Annotated in this window: 22 protein-coding genes; 7 read left to right on the top strand and 15 right to left on the bottom strand. The window is 67.4% G+C overall.

What is annotated here, in order from left to right; translation table 11 throughout:
• Window positions 1-68: 68 nt before the first annotated feature.
• The 13 genes from KH389_RS02720 to cbiE all read right to left on the bottom strand — a co-directional run bounded on the left by KH389_RS02720 (window position 69) and on the right by cbiE (window position 12,562).
• Window positions 69-1,082, bottom strand: coding sequence for a FecCD family ABC transporter permease (locus KH389_RS02720; RefSeq protein ID WP_213606838.1), 1,014 nt, complete (start codon window positions 1,080-1,082; stop codon window positions 69-71).
• Window positions 1,079-2,023, bottom strand: coding sequence for an ABC transporter substrate-binding protein (locus KH389_RS02725; RefSeq protein ID WP_058541574.1), 945 nt, complete (start codon window positions 2,021-2,023; stop codon window positions 1,079-1,081). The genes KH389_RS02720 and KH389_RS02725 overlap by 4 nt, the downstream gene beginning before the upstream one ends.
• The gene (locus tag KH389_RS02730) at window positions 2,020-2,808 is read right to left on the bottom strand and encodes an ABC transporter ATP-binding protein (protein WP_100632896.1); all 789 of its coding nucleotides are present in this window, start codon (window positions 2,806-2,808) and stop codon (window positions 2,020-2,022) included. Before KH389_RS02730 ends, KH389_RS02725 begins: the two co-directional genes overlap by 4 nt.
• Before the next feature lie 97 nt (window positions 2,809-2,905).
• A complete protein-coding gene (locus KH389_RS02735) occupies window positions 2,906-5,044 on the bottom strand; it encodes a TonB-dependent receptor (protein WP_213606839.1) in 2,139 nt (712 codons plus the stop codon).
• Window positions 5,045-5,242: 198 nt separating this feature from the next.
• Window positions 5,243-7,303, bottom strand: coding sequence for a TonB-dependent copper receptor (locus KH389_RS02740; RefSeq protein WP_213606840.1), 2,061 nt, complete (start codon window positions 7,301-7,303; stop codon window positions 5,243-5,245).
• Window positions 7,304-7,385: 82 nt separating this feature from the next.
• Window positions 7,386-7,802 (bottom strand): DUF2946 domain-containing protein, encoded by a 417-nt coding sequence (locus tag KH389_RS02745; protein ID WP_088514157.1) that lies wholly within the window; start codon window positions 7,800-7,802, stop codon window positions 7,386-7,388.
• Between the two features lie 20 nt (window positions 7,803-7,822).
• Window positions 7,823-8,293 carry a copper chaperone PCu(A)C gene (locus KH389_RS02750; protein WP_043863478.1) on the bottom strand — a complete coding sequence of 157 codons (471 nt, stop codon included), beginning with the start codon at window positions 8,291-8,293 and terminating at the stop codon, window positions 7,823-7,825.
• Window positions 8,294-8,340: 47 nt separating this feature from the next.
• Window positions 8,341-8,727, bottom strand: a complete 387-nt coding sequence (locus KH389_RS02755; RefSeq protein WP_054916153.1) for a DUF2946 domain-containing protein — start codon at window positions 8,725-8,727, stop codon at window positions 8,341-8,343.
• 96 nt (window positions 8,728-8,823) lie between these two features.
• Complete coding sequence (gene vapC / locus KH389_RS02760; RefSeq protein ID WP_213606842.1) at window positions 8,824-9,240, bottom strand: type II toxin-antitoxin system tRNA(fMet)-specific endonuclease VapC; 417 nt, start codon at window positions 9,238-9,240, stop codon at window positions 8,824-8,826.
• Window positions 9,240-9,470 (bottom strand): type II toxin-antitoxin system VapB family antitoxin, encoded by a 231-nt coding sequence (vapB, locus tag KH389_RS02765; protein WP_088514159.1) that lies wholly within the window; start codon window positions 9,468-9,470, stop codon window positions 9,240-9,242. The genes vapC and vapB overlap by 1 nt, the downstream gene beginning before the upstream one ends.
• A gap of 83 nt (window positions 9,471-9,553) precedes the next feature.
• On the bottom strand, window positions 9,554-10,267 hold the full coding sequence (locus tag KH389_RS02770; RefSeq protein WP_213606844.1) for a cobalt-precorrin-6A reductase: 714 nt from the start codon (window positions 10,265-10,267) through the stop codon (window positions 9,554-9,556).
• A complete protein-coding gene (locus KH389_RS02775) occupies window positions 10,264-11,358 on the bottom strand; it encodes a cobalt-precorrin-5B (C(1))-methyltransferase (RefSeq protein WP_213606846.1) in 1,095 nt (364 codons plus the stop codon). Before KH389_RS02775 ends, KH389_RS02770 begins: the two co-directional genes overlap by 4 nt.
• On the bottom strand, window positions 11,351-12,562 hold the full coding sequence (gene cbiE / locus KH389_RS02780; protein ID WP_213606847.1) for a precorrin-6y C5,15-methyltransferase (decarboxylating) subunit CbiE: 1,212 nt from the start codon (window positions 12,560-12,562) through the stop codon (window positions 11,351-11,353). The genes KH389_RS02775 and cbiE overlap by 8 nt, the downstream gene beginning before the upstream one ends.
• Window positions 12,563-12,663: 101 nt before the next feature.
• On the opposite strand from cbiE, the gene cobG reads away from it, so the two are divergent.
• The 7 genes from cobG (at window position 12,664) to KH389_RS02815 (ending at window position 19,404) form a co-directional block, all read left to right on the top strand.
• Window positions 12,664-14,007, top strand: coding sequence for a precorrin-3B synthase (cobG, locus tag KH389_RS02785; protein ID WP_213606849.1), 1,344 nt, complete (start codon window positions 12,664-12,666; stop codon window positions 14,005-14,007).
• Complete coding sequence (locus KH389_RS02790; protein ID WP_054916150.1) at window positions 14,000-14,626, top strand: precorrin-8X methylmutase; 627 nt, start codon at window positions 14,000-14,002, stop codon at window positions 14,624-14,626. Before cobG ends, KH389_RS02790 begins: the two co-directional genes overlap by 8 nt.
• Window positions 14,626-15,357 carry a precorrin-2 C(20)-methyltransferase gene (locus KH389_RS02795; protein ID WP_213607489.1) on the top strand — a complete coding sequence of 244 codons (732 nt, stop codon included), beginning with the start codon at window positions 14,626-14,628 and terminating at the stop codon, window positions 15,355-15,357. Before KH389_RS02790 ends, KH389_RS02795 begins: the two co-directional genes overlap by 1 nt.
• Window positions 15,357-17,063 (top strand): precorrin-3B C(17)-methyltransferase, encoded by a 1,707-nt coding sequence (gene cobJ / locus KH389_RS02800; protein WP_088514162.1) that lies wholly within the window; start codon window positions 15,357-15,359, stop codon window positions 17,061-17,063. The genes KH389_RS02795 and cobJ overlap by 1 nt, the downstream gene beginning before the upstream one ends.
• A 128-nt stretch (window positions 17,064-17,191) precedes the next feature.
• Window positions 17,192-17,983, top strand: coding sequence for a hypothetical protein (locus KH389_RS02805; RefSeq protein WP_213606851.1), 792 nt, complete (start codon window positions 17,192-17,194; stop codon window positions 17,981-17,983).
• Between the two features lie 55 nt (window positions 17,984-18,038).
• The gene (locus KH389_RS02810; RefSeq protein WP_116052617.1) at window positions 18,039-18,764 is read left to right on the top strand and encodes a hypothetical protein; all 726 of its coding nucleotides are present in this window, start codon (window positions 18,039-18,041) and stop codon (window positions 18,762-18,764) included.
• Complete coding sequence (locus KH389_RS02815; protein ID WP_043860476.1) at window positions 18,751-19,404, top strand: hypothetical protein; 654 nt, start codon at window positions 18,751-18,753, stop codon at window positions 19,402-19,404. The genes KH389_RS02810 and KH389_RS02815 overlap by 14 nt, the downstream gene beginning before the upstream one ends.
• Window positions 19,405-19,407: 3 nt before the next feature.
• Here the strand turns inward: KH389_RS02815 and KH389_RS02820 are convergent, their stop codons facing one another.
• Window positions 19,408-20,004, bottom strand: coding sequence for a MarC family protein (locus KH389_RS02820; RefSeq protein ID WP_043860475.1), 597 nt, complete (start codon window positions 20,002-20,004; stop codon window positions 19,408-19,410).
• 39 nt (window positions 20,005-20,043) lie between these two features.
• Window positions 20,044-22,821: a hybrid sensor histidine kinase/response regulator gene (locus tag KH389_RS02825; protein ID WP_213606853.1), complete on the bottom strand. Its 2,778-nt coding sequence runs from the start codon at window positions 22,819-22,821 to the stop codon at window positions 20,044-20,046.
• Window positions 22,822-22,883 lie beyond the last annotated feature (62 nt).

Below are 22,883 nucleotides of genomic sequence, written 5' to 3' on the forward strand. Positions count from 1 at the left end.
ACCGCTTTGTTGATCGCGGTCAAGGCAGGATTTCCGGGCCAGGCAAGGGCTCAGCGCCAGGCAGCAGTTCAGCGCCGGCGCATCATGCCGATGAAGAACAGCCCGCCGATGGCCGCCGTGGCGATGCCGATGGGCAGGTCTTCAGGGGCGATCAGGGTGCGTGCGGCCACATCCACCCAGATCAGGAACAGGCTGCCCAGCAGCAGCGACACCGGCAGCAGCCGGCGGTGCTCGGCGCCCACCAGGCGCCGCGCAATGTGCGGCACCATCAGGCCGACAAAGCCGATGGAACCGCTGATCGCCACCAGCACGCCGGTCAGCAGCGAGCAGATCAGAAACGCCAGCAGGCGCACCGAGCGTGCGTTCAGGCCCAGGGTCACGGCGGTCTGCTCGCCGGCCATCAGCGCATTGAGCGCGCGTGCCATGCCCAGCAGCAGGCCCAGCCCCAGCAGCACGCTGGCTGCCGGCACCGCCAGCAGCTCCCAGCGCGCCAGGCCCAGGCCGCCGAGCATCCAGAACATCACCGCAGAGCTTGCACGATGATCGCCCATGAACAGCAGCAGGTTGGCCAGCGCCATCATCACGAAGGCCACGGCCACCCCGCACAGCAACAGGCGGTCGCTGTCCAGGCGGCCATGCCGGCTGGCAATCGCCAGCACCAGCAGCATGCTGCACAGCGCGCCGACAAAGGCTGCCAGCGGCAGGGTCAGCACGCCGATCAGTTCACCCACATGCAGCACCACCAGCACCGCACCCAGCGTGGCGCCGGAGGTCACGCCGAGCAGGTGCGGGTCGGCCAGCGGGTTGCGCGTGACCGCCTGCAGCACCGCGCCGATCATCGCCAGGCCGCCGCCCACCAGCGCGCCCAGGAGCATGCGCGGCACCCGGATCAGCCACACGATATGTTCCTGGCCGGCGGTCCAGGCGGGCACATCGGGGGCAATACCGAACACCTTGAACAGCAGCACCCGGGCGACCACCTCGACCGGCACCGGGGCCGAACCGAACCCCAGCGAGAGCACGCACGACACCAGCAGCAGGCCGCTCAGCGCCAGCAGCATCAGGCGATAGCGAGTGTTCATGCGCCGTGCAGGCCCTTGGCGATGGCCTCGATCGCCTCGACGTTTTCCAGGCTCGGCGTGGCGGCCACATAGGGGATGACCACGAAGCGCCGGTTACGCACCGCGTCGACCGATTGCAGGGCCGGGTGCTGTTCCAGAAACTGCTGCTTCTGCGCGGCGGTGATCTCGCCATAGTCGACGATCACGATCACCTCGGGGTTGCGTTCGACCACGCTTTCCCAGTTCACGCGGGTCCAGCTGGCCTCGATGTCATCGAGGATGTTGCGCCCGCCGGCGGCGTTGATCAGCGCCTCGGGCATGCCCAGGCGCCCGGAGGTCATGGCGCGGTCTTCGCCGCTGTCATACAGGAACACCCGCGGGCGCTGCGCCGGCAGGTGCTGCTGCACGCTGGCCACGCGCTGCTGCATCTGCTCGATCAGCTGGCTGGCGCGGGCCTGCACGTCGAAGATCCGGCCCAGGTTGCGCAGGTCGGTGTAGGTGTCGTCCAGGCTCGCCGGCGGGCGCTTCATCACGAACGCGCACGACTCGGTCAGCTCGTACACCGCGATGCCCAGCGGTGCCAGGCTCTGCGGGGTGAGGTCGCCGCCCACGCGCATGCCGTAGTCCCAGCCGGCGAAGAAGAAGTCGACGTTGGCGTTGAGCAGGGTTTCCACCGAAGGGTACTTGCTGGCCAGCTCCGGCAGGCCGTCGAGTTCCTTGCGCAGCGCCGGGGTCACTGCCTTCCAGCCGCTGACGCCGCTGTAGCCGACCATCTTCGTGCGCAGGCCCAGGGCGAGCATCATCTGGGTCATGTTGATGTCGTGGCTCAGGGCGCGTTCGGGGGCCTTGGCGAAGGTCACCTCGCGGTTGCAGCTGTGCACCGTGAGCGGGTAGCGCGTGGCCTCGGCCAGGGCCGGGCCGGCGACCAGCAGCAGCGCGGCAAGCAGGGCGGATCGAATCATTGGGGGGCTATCCAGGTGATGCGTGGATGGTCGGCCAGCGGGTGGCGGTCGATCAGCGCCTGAACGCCGAACACCTCGCGCAGCAGCTCGGCGGTGAGGACCTGGTGCGGTGTGCCGCTGGCCACGATGCGGCCGTGGTCGAGTACGTACAGGCGGTCGCAGAAGGCCGCGGCCAGGTTCAGGTCGTGGATGCTGGCCAGGGTGGCGATGCGCAGCTGGCGCACCTGGTGCAGCAGGGCCAGTTGGTAACGCGGGTCGAGGTGGTTGGTCGGTTCGTCGAGGATCAGTACGCGCGGTTGCTGCACCAGGGCGCGGGCCAGGATCACGCGCTGCTTTTCACCGCCCGAAAGGGTGGCGAAGGCGTGGTCGTCGAAGCCGTGCAGGCCGACGTCGAGCAGCGCCTGCTGCACACGCTGGCGGTCTTGGCTGCTGTCGCCGTCGAACAGGCCCTGGTGCGGAATGCGCCCCATGGCGACCACTTCGGCCACGCTCAGGCCAAACGCGTCGGGGAACTCCTGCAGCACCACCGCGATGCGCTGGGCACACCAGCGCGGCGATTGTTGCCAGAGGTTGTGGTCGTCGAGGGTGATGTGCCCGCGTTCGGGGGCGTTGAAGCGGTAGGCGCACCGCAGCAGGCTGGTCTTGCCGCTGCCGTTGGGGCCAATGAGGCCGACGAATTCGCCGGGGCGCACCTGCAGGTCGACGCCACGCAGCTGGAACTGGTGGTGGCAGTGGCCGTGGCCTTTGGGGGACCAGTGCAGGTTGTGGATATTCAGGGTGGTCATGTGTCGTCTATTCGGGCCTCTTCGCCGGCAAGGCCGGCTCCTGCAGGACCGGTGTGGTGTGCAGGAGCCGGCCTTGCCGGCGAATGGGGCGACGCGGTCAGAAGGTGTAGTCGGCCGTCACGAAGAACGAGCGCGGCTCACCCAGGATCCATTGCTGGCCGTCATTGTACTGACTTTGCGCGTACCGACGGTCGAACAGGTTGTTCAACTGCAGGCCCAGCGTGGTATCGCTGAGCACCTGCCACGCCACCGAGGCATCCACCACCGTGTAGCTCGGCAGCCGGGTAGTGTTGCCCATGTCGGCATAGCGCCCGTCCACATAGCGCACCCCGGCGCCTGCGCGCAGGCTGTCGGTCAGGCCCTTGCTCAGCCACAGGTTGGCGGTGCGCCCCGGTACGTCGGTGGGGCGGTTGCCGGCCCGCGATACCATCACGCCGTTCACCTCCTGCTCGAATTCGTCATAGCGTGCACGCACGAACGCGGCGTTGGCCTGTACCTGCCAGTCGTGCGGCAGCTGCAGGTCCAGGCTGGCCTCGATGCCGTCGGACGACTGCTTGCCCACCTGCAGTTGCCGGCCGGTGCCGATCTGCGACGGGTCGTCGGTGAGCAGGTCCTTCTTGACGATGTGGTATGCCGCCAGGGTCCATTCGCCACGCTGCTGCCAGAACTGCTGCTTGACCCCGACCTCGGTCTGGCGCGCCTTGGCCAGGCCGTACTGCTGCTGGTCGGGGCTCAGCGAGATCAAGCCGCCAACGCCATCGGTGCTGGTGGCGTGCTGGGCATACAGCGACGTTTCGGGGGTGAGGGCGAACACCAGCCCGGCCTTCCAGTTGTTGCCGTCCAGGCTGGTGTCGCTGCGTGTGTTGCCGGTCACTTCGCTGCGCAGGTCGTTGCGGTCCAGGTGCACCACGTCGCGGCGCACGCCCGTCACCAGCGACAGGCGCTCGGTGAGCTGCAGGCGGTTTTCTGCGAACAGCGCGAACTGGTGGGTCAGGCTGTCGAACTGCGGACGGTACGCCGAATCGCTGGCAAAGCCGCTGCGCTGCGGGTGGCGCAGGTCGATCGGCTCGCCGCCGACGATGCTGTCGTTGAATGGCGCGTTGCTGTTGAGCTGGAAGCGGATGCGGTTGTAGTCGGCGCCCACCAGGGTCTGGCTGTCGAGGCCGAACAGGCTGTGCCTGAAGGTGAAGGTCTGGCGATCACCCAACTGCTCCTGCTGGTGCTTGATGCCGAAGTTGCCACTGCGCAGCAGTTGCTGGCTGGCCGCATCCCAGGTGTAGTTCTCGGCGTTCTGCCAGCGGCGGTTGGCCTTGAGGTAGTACAGCTCGTTGGTGGAGCTGACGCTGTCGCTGATCTGCCACTCGGTGGTCAGGCGCGTCCACTGGTCGTTGTAGTGCTGCTTGTCGTTGCTGATGTTGTAGTTCTTGTCGCGCAGGCTCTCGCGCAGGTGGCCGTTGATCAGCGGCGTGCCGAAGTAGTTCATCGGCTTCTGGTCGCCATAGTCGTGCGCCAGGGTGAAGGCCAGGTCGTCATTGGCCTGCCAGCGCAGCGCCGCACTGATGGCGGTGCTGCTGGAGTCGCCGTGGTCGATCCAGCCGTTGCTGCGCAGCTGGTTGATGTTCAGGCGGTAGCTCAGGCTGTCGGTGAGCGAGCCGCCGCTGTCGAGGGCGGTCTGCTGGCTGTCGTGGTTGCCGTAGCCCAGGCGCAGGTGGTTGACGATCTCGCCCTCGAAGGGCTTTTTCGGCACCACGTTGACCACCGCACCGGTGGCGCCTTCGCCATACAGCACCGAGGCCGGGCCGCGCAGAACGTCGATGCGTTCCACCGACCAGGTGTCTACCGGGAAGGTCACGGTGCCCATGCCGGTGTACATGCGGTTGCCGTCGAACAGCTGCATCACCGAGCTCTGCCCGGTGAAGCCGCGGGCCTGCAGCGAGGTGCCGCCATCGCCCGGGGTGCCGGTGCGGCTGATGCCGGTACTGCGCGACACGCCGTCCTGTACGCTGCGATCGCCACGTGCGCGTACCTGCTCGCCGCTCAGGCTCTCGACGCTGCCCGGGGTTTGCAGGGCGTTCAGGTTCAGGCGCGAACCGGCGCTGGTCGGGGTATCGAGGCTGACCCGCTGTTCGGCGTCGGCCGTGGCGGTGATGGTGCCGGCAGGCAGGGTCAGGGTGTTGGCCAGGGCGCAATCGCACGCGGCCAGCAGGCTCAGGGAGCCGATCAGGTACTTGTTCATCGGAAGGGAAATCGCTTGTCCATAAGGCCCGGGCGCGTCGGTGCGCCGGGTTCGAGGCGGGTGTTTTTCGGGGCGTATAATGTAACATTTTGCCGATTGGCGGTAGCGCAGCGTGCTCATGTGCTGCATGAGCAGGGCTCAGGTTGGCGCCGCCGGTCTGCCAGAGGGCGCGGCCAGTGGCCGCGCCCGTGTGGTGCATCAGAAGCTCAGGTCGACCTTGGTCCAGAGGGTACGCCCTGGCTCGTTGATCGCCTGCGGATCACTGGCCGGGTAGCCGAAGCCGGCATTGCCCGCCAGGTTCAGGTGCTCGGCGTAGGCCTTGTCGAACAGGTTGTCGACGCCGGCACTGAGCTTGATGTTCTTGCTCACGCGGTAGGCGCCGTTGAGCGAGAACACGCCGAAGCCTGCGCTTTTCTCGTAGTCCTTGCCCACCACGTTGCCGGAACCCTCGGCGATGCGGTTCTGCGCCGAGACCAGGCGCCACAGCGCACCGGCGCTCCAGGCGTCGCGGCTGTAGGTCAGGCCCAGGCGGCTTTCCAGCGGCGGCATCTGCGGCAGCGCCTTGCCATCGCTGCTGTTCTTGCCCCAGGCGTAGGCCAGGGTGGCGTCGGCTTTCCAGTTGGGCGCGAACTGATAGGCCGCGCCCAGCTCGCCGCCCATGATACGGGCATCGATGTTCTGCGCCTGGGAGCTGAGCATGCCCATCATGCCGGGACGGTAGTCGAACAGGATGTAGTCGCGCACCTGGCCGACATAGCCCGAGGCCCAGGCTTCGAGCTGCTCGGTCTTGTACTGGATGCCCACGTCCAGCTGAGTGGTCTTCTCCGGCTTGATCGAGTCGAACGCATTGAGCGAGCCGGCCGGGCCCGACTTGGGCGAGAACAGCTCCCAGTAGTCGGGGAAGCGCTGGGCATGGCCCAGGCCCACATAGGTGGTGGCCGGGAGGTCGAGCAGGTCGTGCTCGTAGCGCACGAACCCGCTGGGCAGGGTGTCGGCGCGGGTGTTGCCGCGGGTGGCGCTGGCTTCACGAAAATCCTTGGCCGAGGCGCGGTCCAGGCGCGCGCCGCTGACCAGGCGGTCCTGGCTGGAGGTTTCCCAGGTCAGCTCGCCGAACACGCCGTAGTTGTGAAAGTCCGCGTCCTTGGTCCAGGGCTCGGCCTTGTGCGCATCCACGCCCATGCCGCCGCGCTGGCGATGTTCGTTGGTCTGCGCATCGACACCGCTGACCAGGGTCACGTCCTCCCAGCGCCAGGTGGCCTTGAGCCGCCCGCCGAGGGTACGGCGGTCGACGTTGCTGACCATCGGCCCGGCCATCATGCCGCTGGTGGGCGAGGTGCGCAGGCTGTAGTTGTCCATCACGTGGTCGGCGTAGTTGTAGTAGACCTGGGCTTCGAGCTTGTCGAGCACCCCGCCCAGGTTGGATTTCTCAAAGCGCAGGCCCAGGCTTTCGCGCTTGAACTGCGAACCGTCCATGCCGCGCCCGGCATAGCGCGCCTCGCCATCGCCCTTGCCGGCAGTGAGTTCGAGCAGGGTGTCGGCATCCGGGGTCCAGCCCAGGGCCACGTCACCGTTCCACTTGTCCCAGCGCGAGGGCACGGTGTCGCCGTTGCCGTCCTTGTAGTCGTCGGAGCGCGACTGGTTGCCGACAAAGCGTGCATAGCCCTGTGCGTTGCCTGCCGCAGCATCCAGCACCTTGTCGAAGCGCCCGTTGGAGCCGGCCAGCAGGCTTGCGTTGACGCGGCTGCCCAGCTCGCCGAACTGTTCGGGCTCGCGGTCGAAGAGGATGGTGCCGGCCGAGGCGCCGGGGCCCCACTGCACGCTCTGCGGGCCCTTGATCACGGTGAGGCGGTCGTAGGTTTCCGGCGAGATGTACGAGGTGGGTGCGTCCATGCGGTTGGGGCAGGCGCCGAGCATCACGCCGCCGTTGGTAAGGATGTTCAGGCGCGAGCCGAACATGCCGCGCAGCACCGGGTCGCCGTTGGTGCCACCGGCGCGGATGGCCGAGAAGCCCGGGATGGTCTTGAGGTAGTCGGCGCCGTCGCTGGCCGGTACTGGCTGGCGTGGGTCCTTGGGGTTGGTGACGATGGTCAGCGGCGAGCTGGGCGCCACGGCAGTGATCACCGTGGGGCTCAGTTCGGTGTGGTCGTGGCCTTCGTGGCCGCTGTCGGCGGCCAGGGCCACGTGGCTGAACAGGGTGCCGCACAGCAGGGCGATGGTGCCTTGCAGCGACAGGCGCAGGGTAACGGTAGAGCCGGACATAGTATTTCCAACATCGTGTGGTCGTGAGGGTGCGCAAGAGCCTCGGCAGCAAGCCGGGCCCTGGGGCGCATGCAAAGTGGGTTCAGACGACGATGTGGGCAGGTGGCGCGCGGCTGCGGGCGCCGGGGAAGATGGCCTGGCGCGCATGGCCCTGGCGCGGCTGGGCGCGCAGGGTGGTGTGGGGCGAGACGGCCTCGGTGTCGAGCAGGCTGAGCGTCTGCGGCAGCGCCGGGCAGTGGAAGAACAGGCTGCAGTAGCCGCACTTTTCCCAGATGACGTGCAGCGCTGCCGGGTTGTCGGCCGGGCTGCTGGCGTGGCTGCCTGAGTGGCAGTCCATGGCCATGTCCATGCCGGGCATGGAGGCACGGTGATCCATCGGCATCGACTGGGAGACCAGTGGGCCGATGAAGATCATCAACATGGCGAACAGGCTCAGCCAGCTGCCGCGTGCTCGTTGGAGGTCAGCGGGGCGGGCGAGCCTGCTGCGGGGCAGGCGCATGGCGTGCAGCCGTCAGCGAATCAATGGCTGTGGGCGGTGCCCTCGGGGGCCTGTTTCTGCACGGCCACTTCGACCGTGATGTTGCCGGCCTTCTGGAAATGCAGGGTCAGCGGGAAGCGCTTGCCGTCGCTGAGCAGGCTGCGGTCCTTGGGCTGCATCAGCATCACGTGGTAGGCGCCGGGGGCGAACACCAGGTCGGCGCCGGCGGGGATGTCGACACCCTGCACCTGCTGCATCTTCATCAGGCCGTCCTTGTGCACATGCTCGTGCAGTTCGGCGTTGTCGGTGATCGGGCTGTCGACGCCGAGCAGGCGGTCGGCGCTCTTGCCGTTGTTGTGCACGATGAAATAGGCGGCCACGTTGGGGGCGTTGGGCGGCAGCTCCTGCGACCACGGGTGGGCGATATGCAGGTCGCCCACGGTGTATTCATGGGCGTTGGCAAAGGTGGCGGGCAGCAGCAGGGCGGCCAGCAGCAGGGCGTTCTTGAGCATGGTCAATCTCCGTTCGAGTCAGGTTCGCAACTGGTAGCGTAGTGAACTCAGGCCTGGGGGGAGGCGCGGGGATTGAGCGCGGGCCATTGCTGGCGTGGCGTGGGGTGGTAGCTGGCGAGTAGCGGTGACGGGGTGTTGAGGGTGTGCTCGGACGTCACCAGTCGTGGCGGGTGGCCGGGCAGGGCCAGCAGCGGGGCAGTGCCGGAGCAGCACCAGCAGTGCTGCATGGTGGAGTGGTCGTCGTTCTGCTGTTGGCCGTCGGGGGCATTCAGCGAGATGGCGATCATCTTGGTCACGCCGCTGGAGCAGAAGGTGCCCCACAGCAGTTGTTCGGGTTGGGCTTTTGCAGCGGCGGCGGACAACGGCATGGCCAGCAGATTGAACAGCACTGCGAAGCAGGCGATCCAGGCGTAGGCGAGCCGGTGTGCGGGCATGGGGAGATCCGGTCAGGAATCGAGTGGGGCTATTTAGCCAGATGTCGAAGTATATGTAAAAAAGCCGGGGTGTGATGGAGTGTCGCAGGTGGGGCGTCAGGGGCAGCCTCGTTGCCCGAGCCAGTCTTCGGTGCGCAGCCCGGGCACACGAGCGAATTCGCGAAGATTGTTGGATACCAGGATCAGGCCGCGTGAGCGGGCATGTCCGGCGATCATCTGGTCATAAGGGCCGATAGGTGTCCCCAGCCTGGCCAGCTCTGCTCGCAGTTGCCCGCAGTGCGCAGCGGCGGGTACGTCGTAGTCGAGTACTTCAAGGCGAGCGGCGAAGCCTTCCACCACGGCGAGGTTCTTTCCGGGAGCGGAGGATTTTTCTGCACCGAACATCAGTTCCATCAGGGTGATCGTGCTGATGCACATTTGCCCATGATGCAGGTTGAAGGCTTCGCGTACTTCCTGAGGCTTGTTCTTCAGCGTGAAGATGCAGATGTTGGTGTCGAGCATGTACTTGAGCATCAGAAGTCTTCTCGCTCCTGATCGGCGGGCTGCTCGCGGCCGGCCATGAAGTCGGCGGTGACGCTGTCACCGTCGAACCAGCTGTCCCAGCACTCGCCGGCCGGAGTGATGATTCGAGCCCTGCCCACTGCAACGATATCCACGCGCTTTACCTCTGGCGGCAGAGCGACCGATTTTGGCAGGCGTATGGCCTGGCTGCGGTTGCTCTTGAAAACGGCACCTTGCTCCATGATCCGCCCCTTGTATATTCCAAATGTATATCCAAGTTTAAGCGCGTGTGCAAAGGCGTCAACGGGAATTGGAAGGCTTGGCTTCAGAGCTGTGCCAACAACTCGGCCACCCCCACAAACTCCCGATCCCCCCCCGCCAGCGCCGGCCGCTTCAGGATCAGTACCGGCACACCCCGCTCGCGCGCCACTTCGAGCTTGGGCTCGGTCGCGGCGCTGCCACTGTTCTTGCTGATCAGCACATCCACCCGGCAACGCTCGAACAACGCCCGTTCATCCTCCAGGCGAAACGGCCCCCGCGCGCCGATCACTTCGCATCGCGCATTCCCCTCGCACACCTCCAGCGCGCGCAAGGTCCAGAACTGCTGCGCGGGTATCTCGTGCAGGTGCTGCAACGGCTCGCGCCCCAGGGTGAACAAGGGCCGGCGAAACGGTTTCAATGCCTCGATCAACTGCGTCCAGTCCGCCACTTCCCGCCAGTCGTCACCGGCCTGCGCCTGCCATGCCGGGCGCCGCAACGCCCAGCATTCAACCCCGGCCAGGCGCGCTGCCTGCGCCGCATTGCGGCTGATCTGCGCCGCATACGGGTGGGTCGCGTCGATCACCAGACCGATGCCTTCGGCCCGCAGGTAAGCGGCCAGGCCCTCGGCTCCACCATAACCGCCCACCCGCACCTGGCACGCTAGGTCGCTGGGCACCCGGCCGATACCGGCCAGGCTGTAGACGTGCTGCGGGCCCAGCTGACGGGCTATCAACAGCGCCTCGGTCACGCCGCCCAGCAACAGGATGCGCCGGCTCATCGAACACCCGCCCGGCCGACGATGCCGCCCTGGCGGTCGATGGCGAACACCTCCACCTGTACCTGCGCCGGCACCACGCTGCGGGCGAAAGCCAGCGCGTGCTCGCACACCGCATCCCCCAGCCCGACCCCCGCCGCACTGGCCAGGGCCAACGCCTGCTGGCTGGTGTTGGCGCCGATGATCGCCGCCTGCAACGCGGCGTCGGCACCCACCGCCGCCGCCCAGCCAGCCAGTTGCGGCAGGTCGATGCTCGAATGCCGGCTGTGCAGGTCCATGTGCCCGGCCGCCAGTTTGCTGATCTTGCCGAAGCCGCCGCAGATGCTCAGCTTGCCAACCGGCACCTTGCGCAGGTGCTTGAGCACCGCGCCGACAAAATCGCCCATCTCGATCAGGGCGATGTCGGGAATGCCGTAGACCCGGCGCATGGTGTCTTCGCTGGCATTGCCGGTACACGCGGCAATGTGTTCGTAGCCATTGGTCTTGGCCACGTCGATGCCCTGGTGGATCGAGGCAATGTAGGCCGCGCAGGAAAACGGCCGCACGATGCCACTGGTGCCCAGAATCGACAGCCCGCCGAGGATGCCCAGGCGCGGGTTCATGGTCTTGAGGGCCAGGCTGTCGCCGTCCTGCACGTTCACGGTGACCTCGAAGCCCCCCGCGTAATCGCACTCCAGCGCCAGACGCTGCAGGTGCTCGGTCATCATGCGCCGCGGCACCGGGTTGATCGCCGGCTCGCCCACCCCCAGCACCAGCCCGGGGCGGGTCACGGTGCCCACGCCGATGCCGGCGACAAAGCGCACGCCCGGCTCGGCCAGCAGCCGCACCTGGCTGTAGAGCAGCGCGCCATGGGTCACGTCGGGGTCGTCGCCGGCATCCTTGAGGGTGCCGGCTTCGGCGCCTGGCCCGGCCAGCCGGCAGAACTCCAGGCGCATCTGCACCTGTCTGCCCTTGGGCAGGGTGATGTGCACCGCGTCGTCGCATTGCCCGCTCAACAGCAGGCGCGCCGCCGCCAGGCTGGTGGCAGTGGCGCAGCTGCCCGTGGTCAGGCCGCTGCGCAGCGGCGCCGGCTGTTCTGCGGTTTCGTCACGCATCGAGGGGCTTTACCACATCAAGCAGGGTGATCGGCAGCGCCTGGCGCCAGGTGTCGAACTCGCCCAGCGGCTGCGCCTGGGCCACATGGATACGGGTGAGCTCGCCGCCATGACGTTCGCGCCAGCTCATCAGCAGGGTCTCGCTCTGCAGGGTCACGGCATTGGCCACCAGCCGGCCACCGGGGCGCAGGTGCGCCCAGCATTCGTCCAGCACGCCCTCGCGGGTCACGCCGCCACCGATGAAGATCGCGTGGGGCCGCTCCAGGCCCTGCAACGCCTGCGGGGCGCGCCCGCGCACCAGTTGCAGGCCAGGCACGCCCAGGGCGTCGCGGTTGTGTTCGATCAGGTGCTGGCGGCCGGCGTCGGCCTCGATGGCCAGCGCCCGGCAGCTGGGGTGGGCGCGCATCCATTCGATGCCGATCGAGCCGCTGCCGGCGCCCACGTCCCACAGCAGCTCGCCCGGCTGCGGGGCCAGGCGGGCGAGGGTGATGGCGCGCACGTCGCGCTTGGTGATCTGCCCGTCGTGCGCGAAGGCTGAATCGGGCAGGCCGGCCAGCGGCGACAGGCGCGGTGCATCGGCGCCGGCCCGGCAGTCGATGGCCACCAGGTTGAGGTCGGCGAAGTCGGCGTCTTGCCAGCCATCGGCACGGGCATCGATGCGCCGTTCGTCGGCGCCACCCAGGTGCTCCAGCACGCTCAGGTGGCTGGGGCCGAAGCCGCGCTCGCGCAACAGGGCGGCCAGGGCGGCGGGGCTGCTGCGGTCATTGCTCAGCACCAGCAGGCGCTGGCCGCTGTACAGGTGGGCGGCCACGGCGGCGACCGGGCGCGCTACCACCGACAGCGTGACCACGTCCTGCAGGGGCCAGCCCAGGCGGGCGGCGGCCAGCGAGTAGGAGGACGGTGCAGGCAGCACCCGCATGGCCTCGGCCGGCAGTTGGCGCGCCAGGCTGGCGCCTACGCCGTAGAGCATCGGGTCGCCGCTGGCCAGCACGCACACCGGCTCGCCACGTTCGGCCAGCAGTGGCGCCAGGGAAAACGGGCTGGGCCAGGCGACGCGTTCGGCGCGCGAGCAGTGGGGCAGCAGGGCCAGCTGGCGCGGGCTGCCGAACACCTTGGTGGCTCGCAGCAGGGCATGCCGAGCATGTTTGCCCAGGCCCGTGAAGCCGTCTTCGCCAATACCTACTACCGTCAACCAGGGCGCCATGCCGTTCCTCTTCGCTTGCCTATCCGACCGGCTGGCTTAGCCTGCCGACGGACAAAGCAGGCATAATACCGCGCCTTTGTGCTACCAGCGCCTTTTGACGATTGCCGGGTGATCCCTTGCCGCAACCCCTGCCCACTCCAGCTCTTCGCCCCTCGGCCTGCCCGGGGTTGTGGCGTATCGTGCAGGCGCTGGACGGCGGCATTTCACGCATCAAGCTCGACGCCGGCACCCTGAGCGCGGTCCAGGCACACGCAGTGGCCGATGCCGCCGAGCGCTTTGCCGGCGGCGTGATCGAGGTAACCAACCGCAGCAACCTGCAGATTCGCGGCATCGGTGCCGACCACGCCGGGCTGGTGGCATGCCTGCTCGACGCCGGCCTGGGCCCGCGCCAGGCGGCGGGCGACGATGTGCGCAACCTGATGCTCAGCCCGGCGGCCGGTCTCGACCCGGCCATGCTGTTCGACAGCCGGGCGCTGGCGGGGCAGATCCTCGAATCGCTGCAGACCTGCGAGCGCTTTCATCAGTTGTCTGCCAAGTTCGCCGTGCAACTGGACGCTGGCGAAGACCTGGCCATGCTCACCCACCCCCACGACCTGTGGCTGTCGGCACTGCGCCTGGACGGCGAGGTGTGGCTGGCCTTTGGCCTGGCCGGCTGCCCGGCCGAGGAGGGTGCGCTGGGCGCGGTGCCGCTGGCCGATGGGCACGCGCTGGTGCTGGCGGTGTTGCAGCGGTTTCTCGACCTGGCCACTGCGCAGCAGGCGCGCATGCGCCAGTTGCTGGCCGAATGCGGCAGCGAGGCGTTCGTGCAGGGCCTTGGCGTGGCGCTGCGCCGCGACCACGCGGTGCTGGGCTGGCGCCGGCCGCGACGTGACCAGGCCCGCCATCTGGGTGTCTACCCACAGCGCCAGACGGGCAGGGTCGCGGTGGGCGCCGCCGCACCGCTGGGGCGCCTGAGCGCCGCGCAGTTGCGTGGCGCCGCGCACCTGGCCAGCAGCCTGGGCGACGCCAGCCTGCGCATGACGCCCTGGCAAAGCCTGCTGCTGCCCAATCTTGCCGCCACCGACGCCGAGCTGGCACTGGCCGGGCTGGCAGCGCTGGGCTTGCTGTGCGACCCGGCGCAGCCGCTGGCGCGCATGGTGGCCTGCACCGGTTCGGCCGGCTGCGCCAAGGCCCTGGCCGACACCAAGGCCGACGCCGTGCAGCTGGCGGCGCTGCTGCGCGAGCCGGGCCCGGTGGCCGGCATTCACCTGAGCGGCTGCGCGCGTTCCTGCGCGCTGGCCCACCGTGCACCGGCCACCCTGCTGGCGGTCGGGCCCGGGCATTACGACCTGTATTTTCACGACCCGGCGCAGCCGGGCCTGGGCGCCCCTGGCGGGCGCAACCTGACATTGAAAGAAGCGGGCGCGCAACTCGACGCCCGCCTACGGAGCAACCCCGATGATTGATTACATCCGCGACGGCCAGGAGATCTACCGCAACTCCTTCGCCATCATTCGCCAGGAGGCTCGCCTGGAGCGGATCCCGGCCGACCTGGAAAAACTCGCGGTGCGGGTCATCCATGCCTGCGGCATGGTCGAGGTGGTCGACAAGCTGCGCTTCAGCGAAGGCGCCGGCAAGGCCGGGCGCGAGGCGCTGGCCAACGGTGCGCCGATACTGTGCGATGCGCGCATGGTCGCCGAAGGCATCACCCGTGCACGCCTGCCGGCCAACAACGAGGTGATCTGCACCCTGCGCGACGACAGCGTGCCGGGCCTGGCCAAGGAGCTGGGCAACACCCGCTCGGCGGTGGCCCTGGAGCTGTGGCGCCCGCACCTGGAAGGCAGCGTGGTGGTGATCGGCAATGCGCCGACCGCATTGTTCTACCTGCTCGAGATGATCGATGCGGGGGCGCCGAAGCCTGCGCTGATCCTCGGCTTCCCGGTCGGTTTCGTCGGCGCGGCCGAGTCCAAGGCGATGCTCGCGGCCGACAGCCGTGGCGTGCCGTTCGTGATCGTCGAGGGCCGCCTGGGCGGCAGCGCGATGGCAGCAGCGGCGGTCAATGCCCTGGCCACGGAGGTCGAATGATGCAGCCACGCGGACGACTGCTTGGCCTGGGCGTGGGCCCCGGCGACCCCGAACTGATCACGGTCAAGGCGCTGCGCCTGCTGCGCGAGGCGCCAGTGGTGGCGTATTTCGTGGCCAAGGGCAAGCGCGGCAATGCCTTCGGCATCATCGAGGCGCACCTGCAGCAGGCGCAGACATTGCTGCCGCTGGTGTACCCGGTGACCACCGAGGCGCTGCCGGCGCCGCTGTCGTATGAGCAGGTGATCAGCGACTTCTACGACGGCGTCAGCCTGGAAGTGGCCGCGCACCTGGATGCCGGCCGCGACGTGGCGGTGATCTGCGAAGGCGACCCGTTCTTCTATGGCTCCTACATGTACCTGCACGACCGCCTGGCCGAGCGCTACGAGGCCCAGGTGATCCCCGGCGTGTGCTCGATGCTCGGTGGCGCCTCGGTACTCGGCGCGCCACTGGTGTACCGCAACCAGAGCCTGTCGGTGCTGTCGGGCGTGCTGCCGGCCGACGAGCTCAAGCGCCGCCTGGCCGATGCCGACGCGGCGGTGATCATGAAGCTGGGGCGCAATTTCCCCAAGGTGCGCCAGGTGCTGGCCGAACTGGGCCTGGCCGAGCGAGCGCTGTACGTGGAGCGCGCGACCATGGCCAACCAGAAGATCGTGGCGCTGGATGCGGTCGACCCGCAGTCCTCGCCATACTTCTCGCTGATCATCGTGCCGGGTGAACGGTGGCAAGGGTGATGACATCTCACGCACCGGCCATCGTGATCCTGGGCAAGGGCAGCCTGGCCACTGCCCGCAGGCTCCAGCAGCTGTACCCCGATGCATTGATCCACGGCCTGGCCGGGCGGGTCGAGGGCACGGACCGCAGCTACCAGGACTTCGGCGCCACCCTGCGCCAGCTGTACCAGCAGGACACCCCGATCATTGCCCTGTGCGCCGCCGGCATCGTGATTCGCAGCCTGGCCAGCGTGCTGCTGGAGAAGGGCGCCGAACCACCGGTACTGGCCGTGGCCGAAGACGGCAGCGCCGTGGTGCCGCTGCTGGGCGGGCTGGGCGGGGTCAACGGGCTGGCCCGCGAGATCGCCGCCGGCCTCGGCGTGGCGCCGGCCATCACCACCAGCGGCGAGCTGCGCTTCGGCACCTGCCTGCTCAACCCGCCCAGTGGTTATGCGCTGGCCGACCTGGAGCTGGGCAAGCGTTTCGTGTCCGACCTGCTGGCCGGTGAAAGCGTGCGCATCGATGGCGCCGCGCCGTGGCTCGAACAGGCGCAACTGCCGCAGAGCGAGCAGGCGCAGCTGGCCATTCATGTGGGCTGCGATGCACGTGAGGCCGACGCCAACGAGCTGGTGATCTACCCGCGCTGCGTGCTGGTGGCCGTGAGTGCCCAGGTGCCGGAGCTGGCCGCGGCGGTGCGTGCGGCGCTGCACCGCGCGAAGATCGCCGAGCCGGCATTGGCCTGCCTGCTGGCGGCCGACAGCGAGATGGCCAGCCCGGCGTTGCACGCGGCAGCGGCCGAGCTGGGCGTGCCGTTGCGCTTCGCCCCGGCCGCCGGCAGTGTTGCCGAGCTGGCCGCGCAGGCCTGGCCGCAGTTGCTGGCGCCGCAGTGCGCAGGCGAGGGCGTGGCGATTGCGGTGGCCGGCCAGCCGATCGACCCGCAACGGATCGGGCGCGCCCGTGGCCGCCTGGCGGTGATCGGCCTGGGCCCGGGCGCCGCCGACCTGATGGTGCCGGCGGTCAAGGCCGAGCTGGCACGCGCCAATGACGTGCTGGGTTATGAAACCTATGTGCGCATGGCCGGCCCGTTCCGCGCCGATCAGGTGCTGCACTGCACCGACAACCGCGAAGAAATGCAGCGCGCACGGCATGCCTTCGAGCTGGCCGCGCAAGGCCGCTCGGTGGTGGTGGTATCGTCGGGCGACCCGGGCGTGTTCGCCATGGCAGCGGCGGTGCTCGAAGCCTTGCACGAGTCGACGGACCCGCAGTGGCACAGCGTCGAGCTGCAGATGCTGCCGGGCGTCTCGGCCTCGCTGGCCACCGCCGCGCAGGCCGGTGCGCCGCTGGGGCATGACTTCTGCGTGCTGTCGCTGTCGGACAACCTCAAGCCCTGGGACATCATCGAGAAACGCCTGGACCTCGCCTGCCAGGCCGACCTGGCGTTGGCCTTCTACAACCCGATCTCGCGCTCGCGGCCCTGGCAGCTGGGGCGTGCCCTGGAGATCGTGCGCCAGCACCGCACGCCGGCCACCCCGGTGGTGCTGGGCCGTGACATCGGCCGCCCCGGCCAGACCCTGCGCACCCTGACCCTGGGCGAGCTGACGCCAGAGCAGGTGGACATGCGCACCATGGTGCTGGTGGGGTCGTCCACCACCTGCACCTTCGCGCGTGCCGACGGTGGCGAGTGGGTGTACACGCCGCGTTGGTATGGCGCCGGCCGCCCTGGATAGCAACAGGGTCTCGTAGGGAAAGAAAGGTGCGCCTGGAAACGGGCGCACCTTTTTTCATGCAGGCCCGGTGATAGTTTGCAGTGGCCTGGCTGTGCCGCGGCAAACCAAAACTGAACAAGGATGATGTTATGGATAACTCGACTGTGTTTCCCTGCGCGGAAAAAAGCGCTGAATTCTTCAGCAACCTGGAAGTACCGGATCTTCAGCATTCGCCGCTGTCCATGCGCGGGCTGCTGGCCAGTGAAGAGCTCGATGACGAAGCGGGCGAAGTGGCACTGATGACCAGCGAAGGCCCGACGATTCTGACCTTTGCCGACAAGCTGTCGGCGGACAAGCGCCAGATGGCCAAGGACGCCACCCTGTTCGCCGAGATGGTGGCCAACACCTCGGGCAGTATCCAGGAGCAGCCCCTGCAATGGCTGGCAGCCTACCGGGAGGCCATGCTGCACGCCGGCTGGTTCATGACCAGTTCGGACCGTCAGAGCTACAACACCAGCAAGCGCGACATCACCATGGACAGCGTGGTGCTGGAAATCGTCGCCTCGGTGGCCGGTGGCAACGCAGCCGCCATGATCCCGCTGGTTTCCAGGGCCCTCGACAAGCTCAAGGGCGACGAGGACATGATCACCCTGTTCAACAACAACAGCACCGGCGCGAGCAAGGACAGTTGCCGCATTCTGCCGTGCCTTGAAACGGATAACGGCGAAGCCGTGACACTGTTCATCGGGCTTGAATACAACAAGCGTACCGACAAGGGCGGCGCACTGTTCTGGAAGTGGGACAACGAAACCATGGACATCACTCAGGTGGCCACCATGGTCAACTGGAACGAACGTGTCTATCAGCGCAACAAAGACGACATCCACGACTACATGGGTATTTCCTCGGATAACTTCTTCAGGAAAATCAAGAAGAAGTAATTCTACCGGCACCGGTGTCAAGGCGCCGGTGCCGCTATCCTCAAGGAGTCGAGGCATGGCAATGCAGTACGAGACATGGGTCAATGGTGCGCAGCTGATTTCATTTCCCGGCGGGTTGAGCGCACCGGACAGGGATGATGTATTGAACTCCCACTTGCTGGCGCAGGTGTCGGCCAACCAGGACGGCCTGGTCACCGCCAACCCCCGGGCCTGGTTCAAGCGCAATGTGGACGGCCTGGGCCAGCTCATGTGGAGCACCCAGACCGTGCAGTCCGATGTGTCCAGGTTCGCCGGCCTGGATGACCTGAGCATCGTCGCGCTGGTGACCAGGCACCTGAAGAAGAAGTTGCCTGCGGCCATCGTGCGGCAGATGACCGGCATGCTGGAGCAGATTTGCGAACTGGCCTACGAGCACCCGGCGCGCCAGCTGTTTCGTGCCCAGGTGCTCGCGCACACCCAGGCCAGCCAGCGCACGGCGATCAACTTCCAGCTCAGTGCGTGTACTGCGCCAGACCAGGTGTTCAGCCTGTTTGTGAGCCTGGCGCTGGTGGTGCCGCTTCAGCAGGACTTTCTGCACCAGACGTTCTGCGGGGTCGACAGCCCGGGCGACGCGCTGTTCTTCTACAGCCACAAGCAGTTGTCGGTTGCGCGGTATGCGCGACTGCGCGAGATGACGGTGGCAGCCCTGGAGGACGATGCCGTTGTGCTCAGGCGGGTGGTGCCGCAGGCCAAGGCCAAGGCCGACGGCTCGCTGCAAGGAGGCACCCATGACCTCCACTGAACGTTCGCAGGTGATCGGCGACAACCGGGTGTCGTTCGGTGAGGGCATGGACCCTGCCGACATGCAGGACATGATGGACCTGATGGTGTACGCCGAGATGTACGCCAGCAAAGCGGTTGGTCAGCATGCCTCGCCGCAGGCCTGGAATGAGTTCCACCATGCCTGCCTGCTGCGGCATGGTTGCCGTCTGATCAGCTTTCTGTCGTCGGTGTCCACGGCTGCCCACGACCTGGCGCAGGTGCGTGCCTTCGAGGTCACGGTGGTACAGCGGGACGCCGAGGTGCTGTTTCACCAGGTGATCAGCCAGTCGCTGCGCGACCTCGACCTGGAGACAAAGGCCCGACGCCACTTCGAGTCTTCGGCCATGCCCAGGCGCGACGTGGAGAAGGCCATGCACTGCAAGGTCACGCCCTGTTTCACCGATCGACGCAACCAGCCCATGCTGTGTTTCTGCGGGCTGGTGATGCGCTTTGAAGTGGACGTCGAACACGGCTTTCTGACCGATACCTACCGGCGCTACGTGACCCTGACTCCCCATGGTGGCTGCTACCTGTTCGATCGCCAGGCGTACGCGAGCCATCGCACGTTCGTACTGGCCCAGACCCGGGCACTCTCGGAAGGTTTCTTCCAGGACCGGTAGGGGCTAGAGCACCAGGTAGCCCTTGATCCCGGTGAAGATGATCTGCGCCGCCAGGGCGCACACGAACAGGCCCATCAGCCGGCTGACGATCTGCAGGCCCTGGTCGCCAAGCAGCCGTTCGATGCGGTGCGACAGAAACAGCACCAGGCCAACGGTGAAGCTGGCCAGGGCGATACTCACGATGGCCAGCAGCTTGTCGTCCCAGTGCGGCTGGCTGACGCCCATCACCAGCAGCGCACCGATGGTGCCGGGGCCGACGGTCAGCGGGATGGTCAACGGCACGATGGTCACGTCCTGCTGCACGTTGTCGGTGTTGACCGCCGACTTGCCCTGGGCCATGCCCAGCGCCGAGATGAACAGCACACTGCCGGCGCCGATGCGAAACGCGTCGGGGGTGATGCCGAAGATGCCGAAGATTGCCCGCCCGAACAGGTACAGCAGCACGCTGGCGATCAGTACCGCCAGCGCCACGCGCCAGGCCAGCTGCTTGCGCTCCTTGCTGGAGTGGCCGCGGGTCAGGCTGATGAAGCAGGACAGGACGAAGAACGGGCTGTAGAGCACGAGCATCTTCAGGTAGACGCTGAACAACTCATGGAGCATGGCGTGGGCTCGCGGCAAAGGGGGCGTTGGGCAAGTGTATCAGTGGGGGACGGGCGCGTTGTCGGGCTGCTCGTGGGGCTTGCGGTGGGCCACCCAGTATTCGATCAGTTCGCGCAGTTGCGACAGCTCCACCGGCTTGGCCATGTGCCCGTCCATGCCGGCCTGGCGTGCGCGCTCCTTGTGCTCGGCCAGGATGTGCGCGGTCAGCGCCACCACCGGCGTGCGCGGGCGCAGGCTGACCGCCTCCCAGGCGCGCAGCTGCTGGGTGGCCGAGAAGCCGTCCAGCACCGGCATCTCGCAGTCCATCAGCACCAGGTCGTAGCGCTGCGCCTTCATGGCCTGCAGGGCTTCCTCGCCGTTGCTGGCGGTGTCGGGCTCCAGGTTGAGCTTGCCGAGCATGCCGCGGATCACCTTGGTGGAGATGTTGTTGTCTTCGGCCACCAGGATGCGGAAGTCGGCGGGCACGTCCAGCGGGGTGGCCAGGCTGGGCGGCTGCATGCCGAGCATCTGGCCCTTGCTGCGCTGGGCCAGTTCTTCGGCCAGGGTGGTTTTGAGGGTGTAGCCGGCCACGGGCTTGGCCAGGATGCGCTTGACCCCGGCGTTGCGGGCGATGACCTTGCTCGGCGCATTGGTGATGCCGGTGAGCATGATGATCAGGATGTCGTGGTTCAGGCTCGGATCTTCCTTGATCTTGGCGGCCAGTTGCATGCCGGTCATGCCGGGCATGTTCTGGTCGAGCAGCACGGCATCGAAGTAGTCACGCAGGTGCGCCTTGGTGCGCAGCAGCGCCAGGGCTTCCTTACCCGAGGGCACGGCGCTCACGTTCATGCCCCAGGCGCTGCACTGCTGCACCAGCACCTTGCGGCAGGTGTCGTTGTCGTCCACCACCAGCACCCGGGCATCGCGCAGCGGGCCGTCGAGGTCGGCGGCGGGCTGTTCGAGGCGCTGCGGGTCCAGCGGCAGGGTCATCCACAGGGTGTTGCCCTGGTTGTGGCTGGTCTTGATGCCGAACTCGCCCTGCATCAGGGCGATCAGTTGCTTGGCGATCACCAGGCCCAGCAGGCCGCCAAGCTTGTTGCTCGACAGCACGTGCTCGCTGTGCAACTCGGCCTGCAGCAGTGCCTCGCGCTCGCTGGGCGGGATCGGTTCGCCGCTGTCCTGCACGGCCAGGCGCAGGCGCGGGCTGCTGCCGCGCTGGTCCAGTGCCACCACCAGCAGGATCTCGCCCTGCTCGGTCTTTTTCAGGGCGTTTTCCAGCAGGCTCAGCAGGGCCTGGCGCAGGCGCGTGGGGTCACCGCTGATGACCCGTGGCACCTGTGGCTGGGTGAAGCTGATCAGTTCGATGTTCTGCTGTTCGGCCTTGGCCCTGAAGATGCTCAGGCAGTCCTCGATCAGGGCGTTGAGGTCGAACTGCACGTCATCCAGCTCGATCTGGCCGGACTCGAGCTTGGAGATGTCGAGGATCTCGTTGATCAGGGTCAGCAGCTCGTTGCCGGCACTGTGGATGGTCTGCACATAGTCGCGCTGCTTGACCGACAGCGGGGTGCCCAGCAGCAGTTCGGTCATGCCCAGCACACCGTTCATCGGGGTGCGGATTTCGTGGCTGATGCGTGCCAGAAACTCTGCCTTGGCGTTGATTTCGGCGGTGCTGGCGGCCAGTTCGCGGCTGGCGCTGAAGCGCGCCTCGCTGATGCTGCGCAGGCGCTCGCCCAGGGCCATGTTGAGCAGAAGGCCGGTGAAGGCGATGAACCCCAGCAGAATGAACAGCAGCCATTCGGTGGGGGTGCGGGTAAGGCCCAGCAGCGCCGGCAGCACCACCAGGCAGCCCAGGTTGAACACCAGCATGGCCAGGCTGAACAGGCGCGCCGGGGCGAAGCCGCGCACCCAGTGGCAAACGGCCGTGATCAGCATGCTCAGGCTGGCCAGGGCCACCAGCGCGTAGGTGGCCAGGTTCAACGGCAAGGTGTCGACGAACAGCAGCAACAGGCCGCCGATGGCGATCAGCAGGATCTCGCCTTGCAGCAGGCGGGCCAGGCGCGGCTGCTGCAGGGGGGCGAAGAAGCGCAGGGTGAAGGCCAGCCCGCAGAGGCTGGCGAGCAGGGCGGTGAGGTAGGCGGCCGGGGTCTGCGAAGTCTGCCAGAGGTTCCACGGCCCGCTCAGGTTGAGCAGGATCAGCGCGCTGAGCAGCATCAGGCTGTGGTAGCCGGCCAGCCACAGGCTGCTGGTGGAGCGCGAATAGCCGAAGCGCACCAGGTTGTGCAGGATCAGCATGCCCATGCAGCCGAACAGCAACCCGAACAGCAGTGGCTGGCGCTGGTCGGCGGCGGCGCTCACGGCGGGCATCAGGCTGATGCCGGGCCGCAGCTGGTGCTCGGAGACCAGCCGCAGGTAGAGGTCCTGGGCCTGGTCGCTGCTCGGCACCGCCAGCAGGTGATCGTTGGTGGTCAGGCTCACCGGGCCGTTGGTGTCCGGGCGGCCGTTGTGGGACTGCTCGATCAGCCGGGCGCCGTCGACCACATACAGGTTCAGGTGCGACAGGTCCGGGGCGAACAGGCGCAGTACCTGTTCGGGCTGGTGTGGGGGCAGGTGGTAATGCAGCCAGAGCGCCTGCTGGGGCTCGGCGGCATCGAGCTGGTTGAGCTCGATGGGACTGAACTGGTTACGGTAACGCTCGGAACGGATGTCGCTCAGTTGCAGGTTGGCCTGATCGTCGAGCAATACCGACCACCCACTGCCCGAATCGGCCGTGGCCGGGAACAGGCAGAGCAGAGTCAGCAGGCTGACGGTGAGTCCAATGGCAATCCTGAGCCAACGCACGAGATATCCCTTCCTAGCCAAATGCCGGTTTGCAACTATGCGCGGCGTGCCAAGCCGAAGGC

The sequence above is a fragment of the Pseudomonas qingdaonensis genome (assembly GCF_018398475.1).
GTDB lineage: Bacteria > Pseudomonadota > Gammaproteobacteria > Pseudomonadales > Pseudomonadaceae > Aquipseudomonas > Aquipseudomonas palmensis.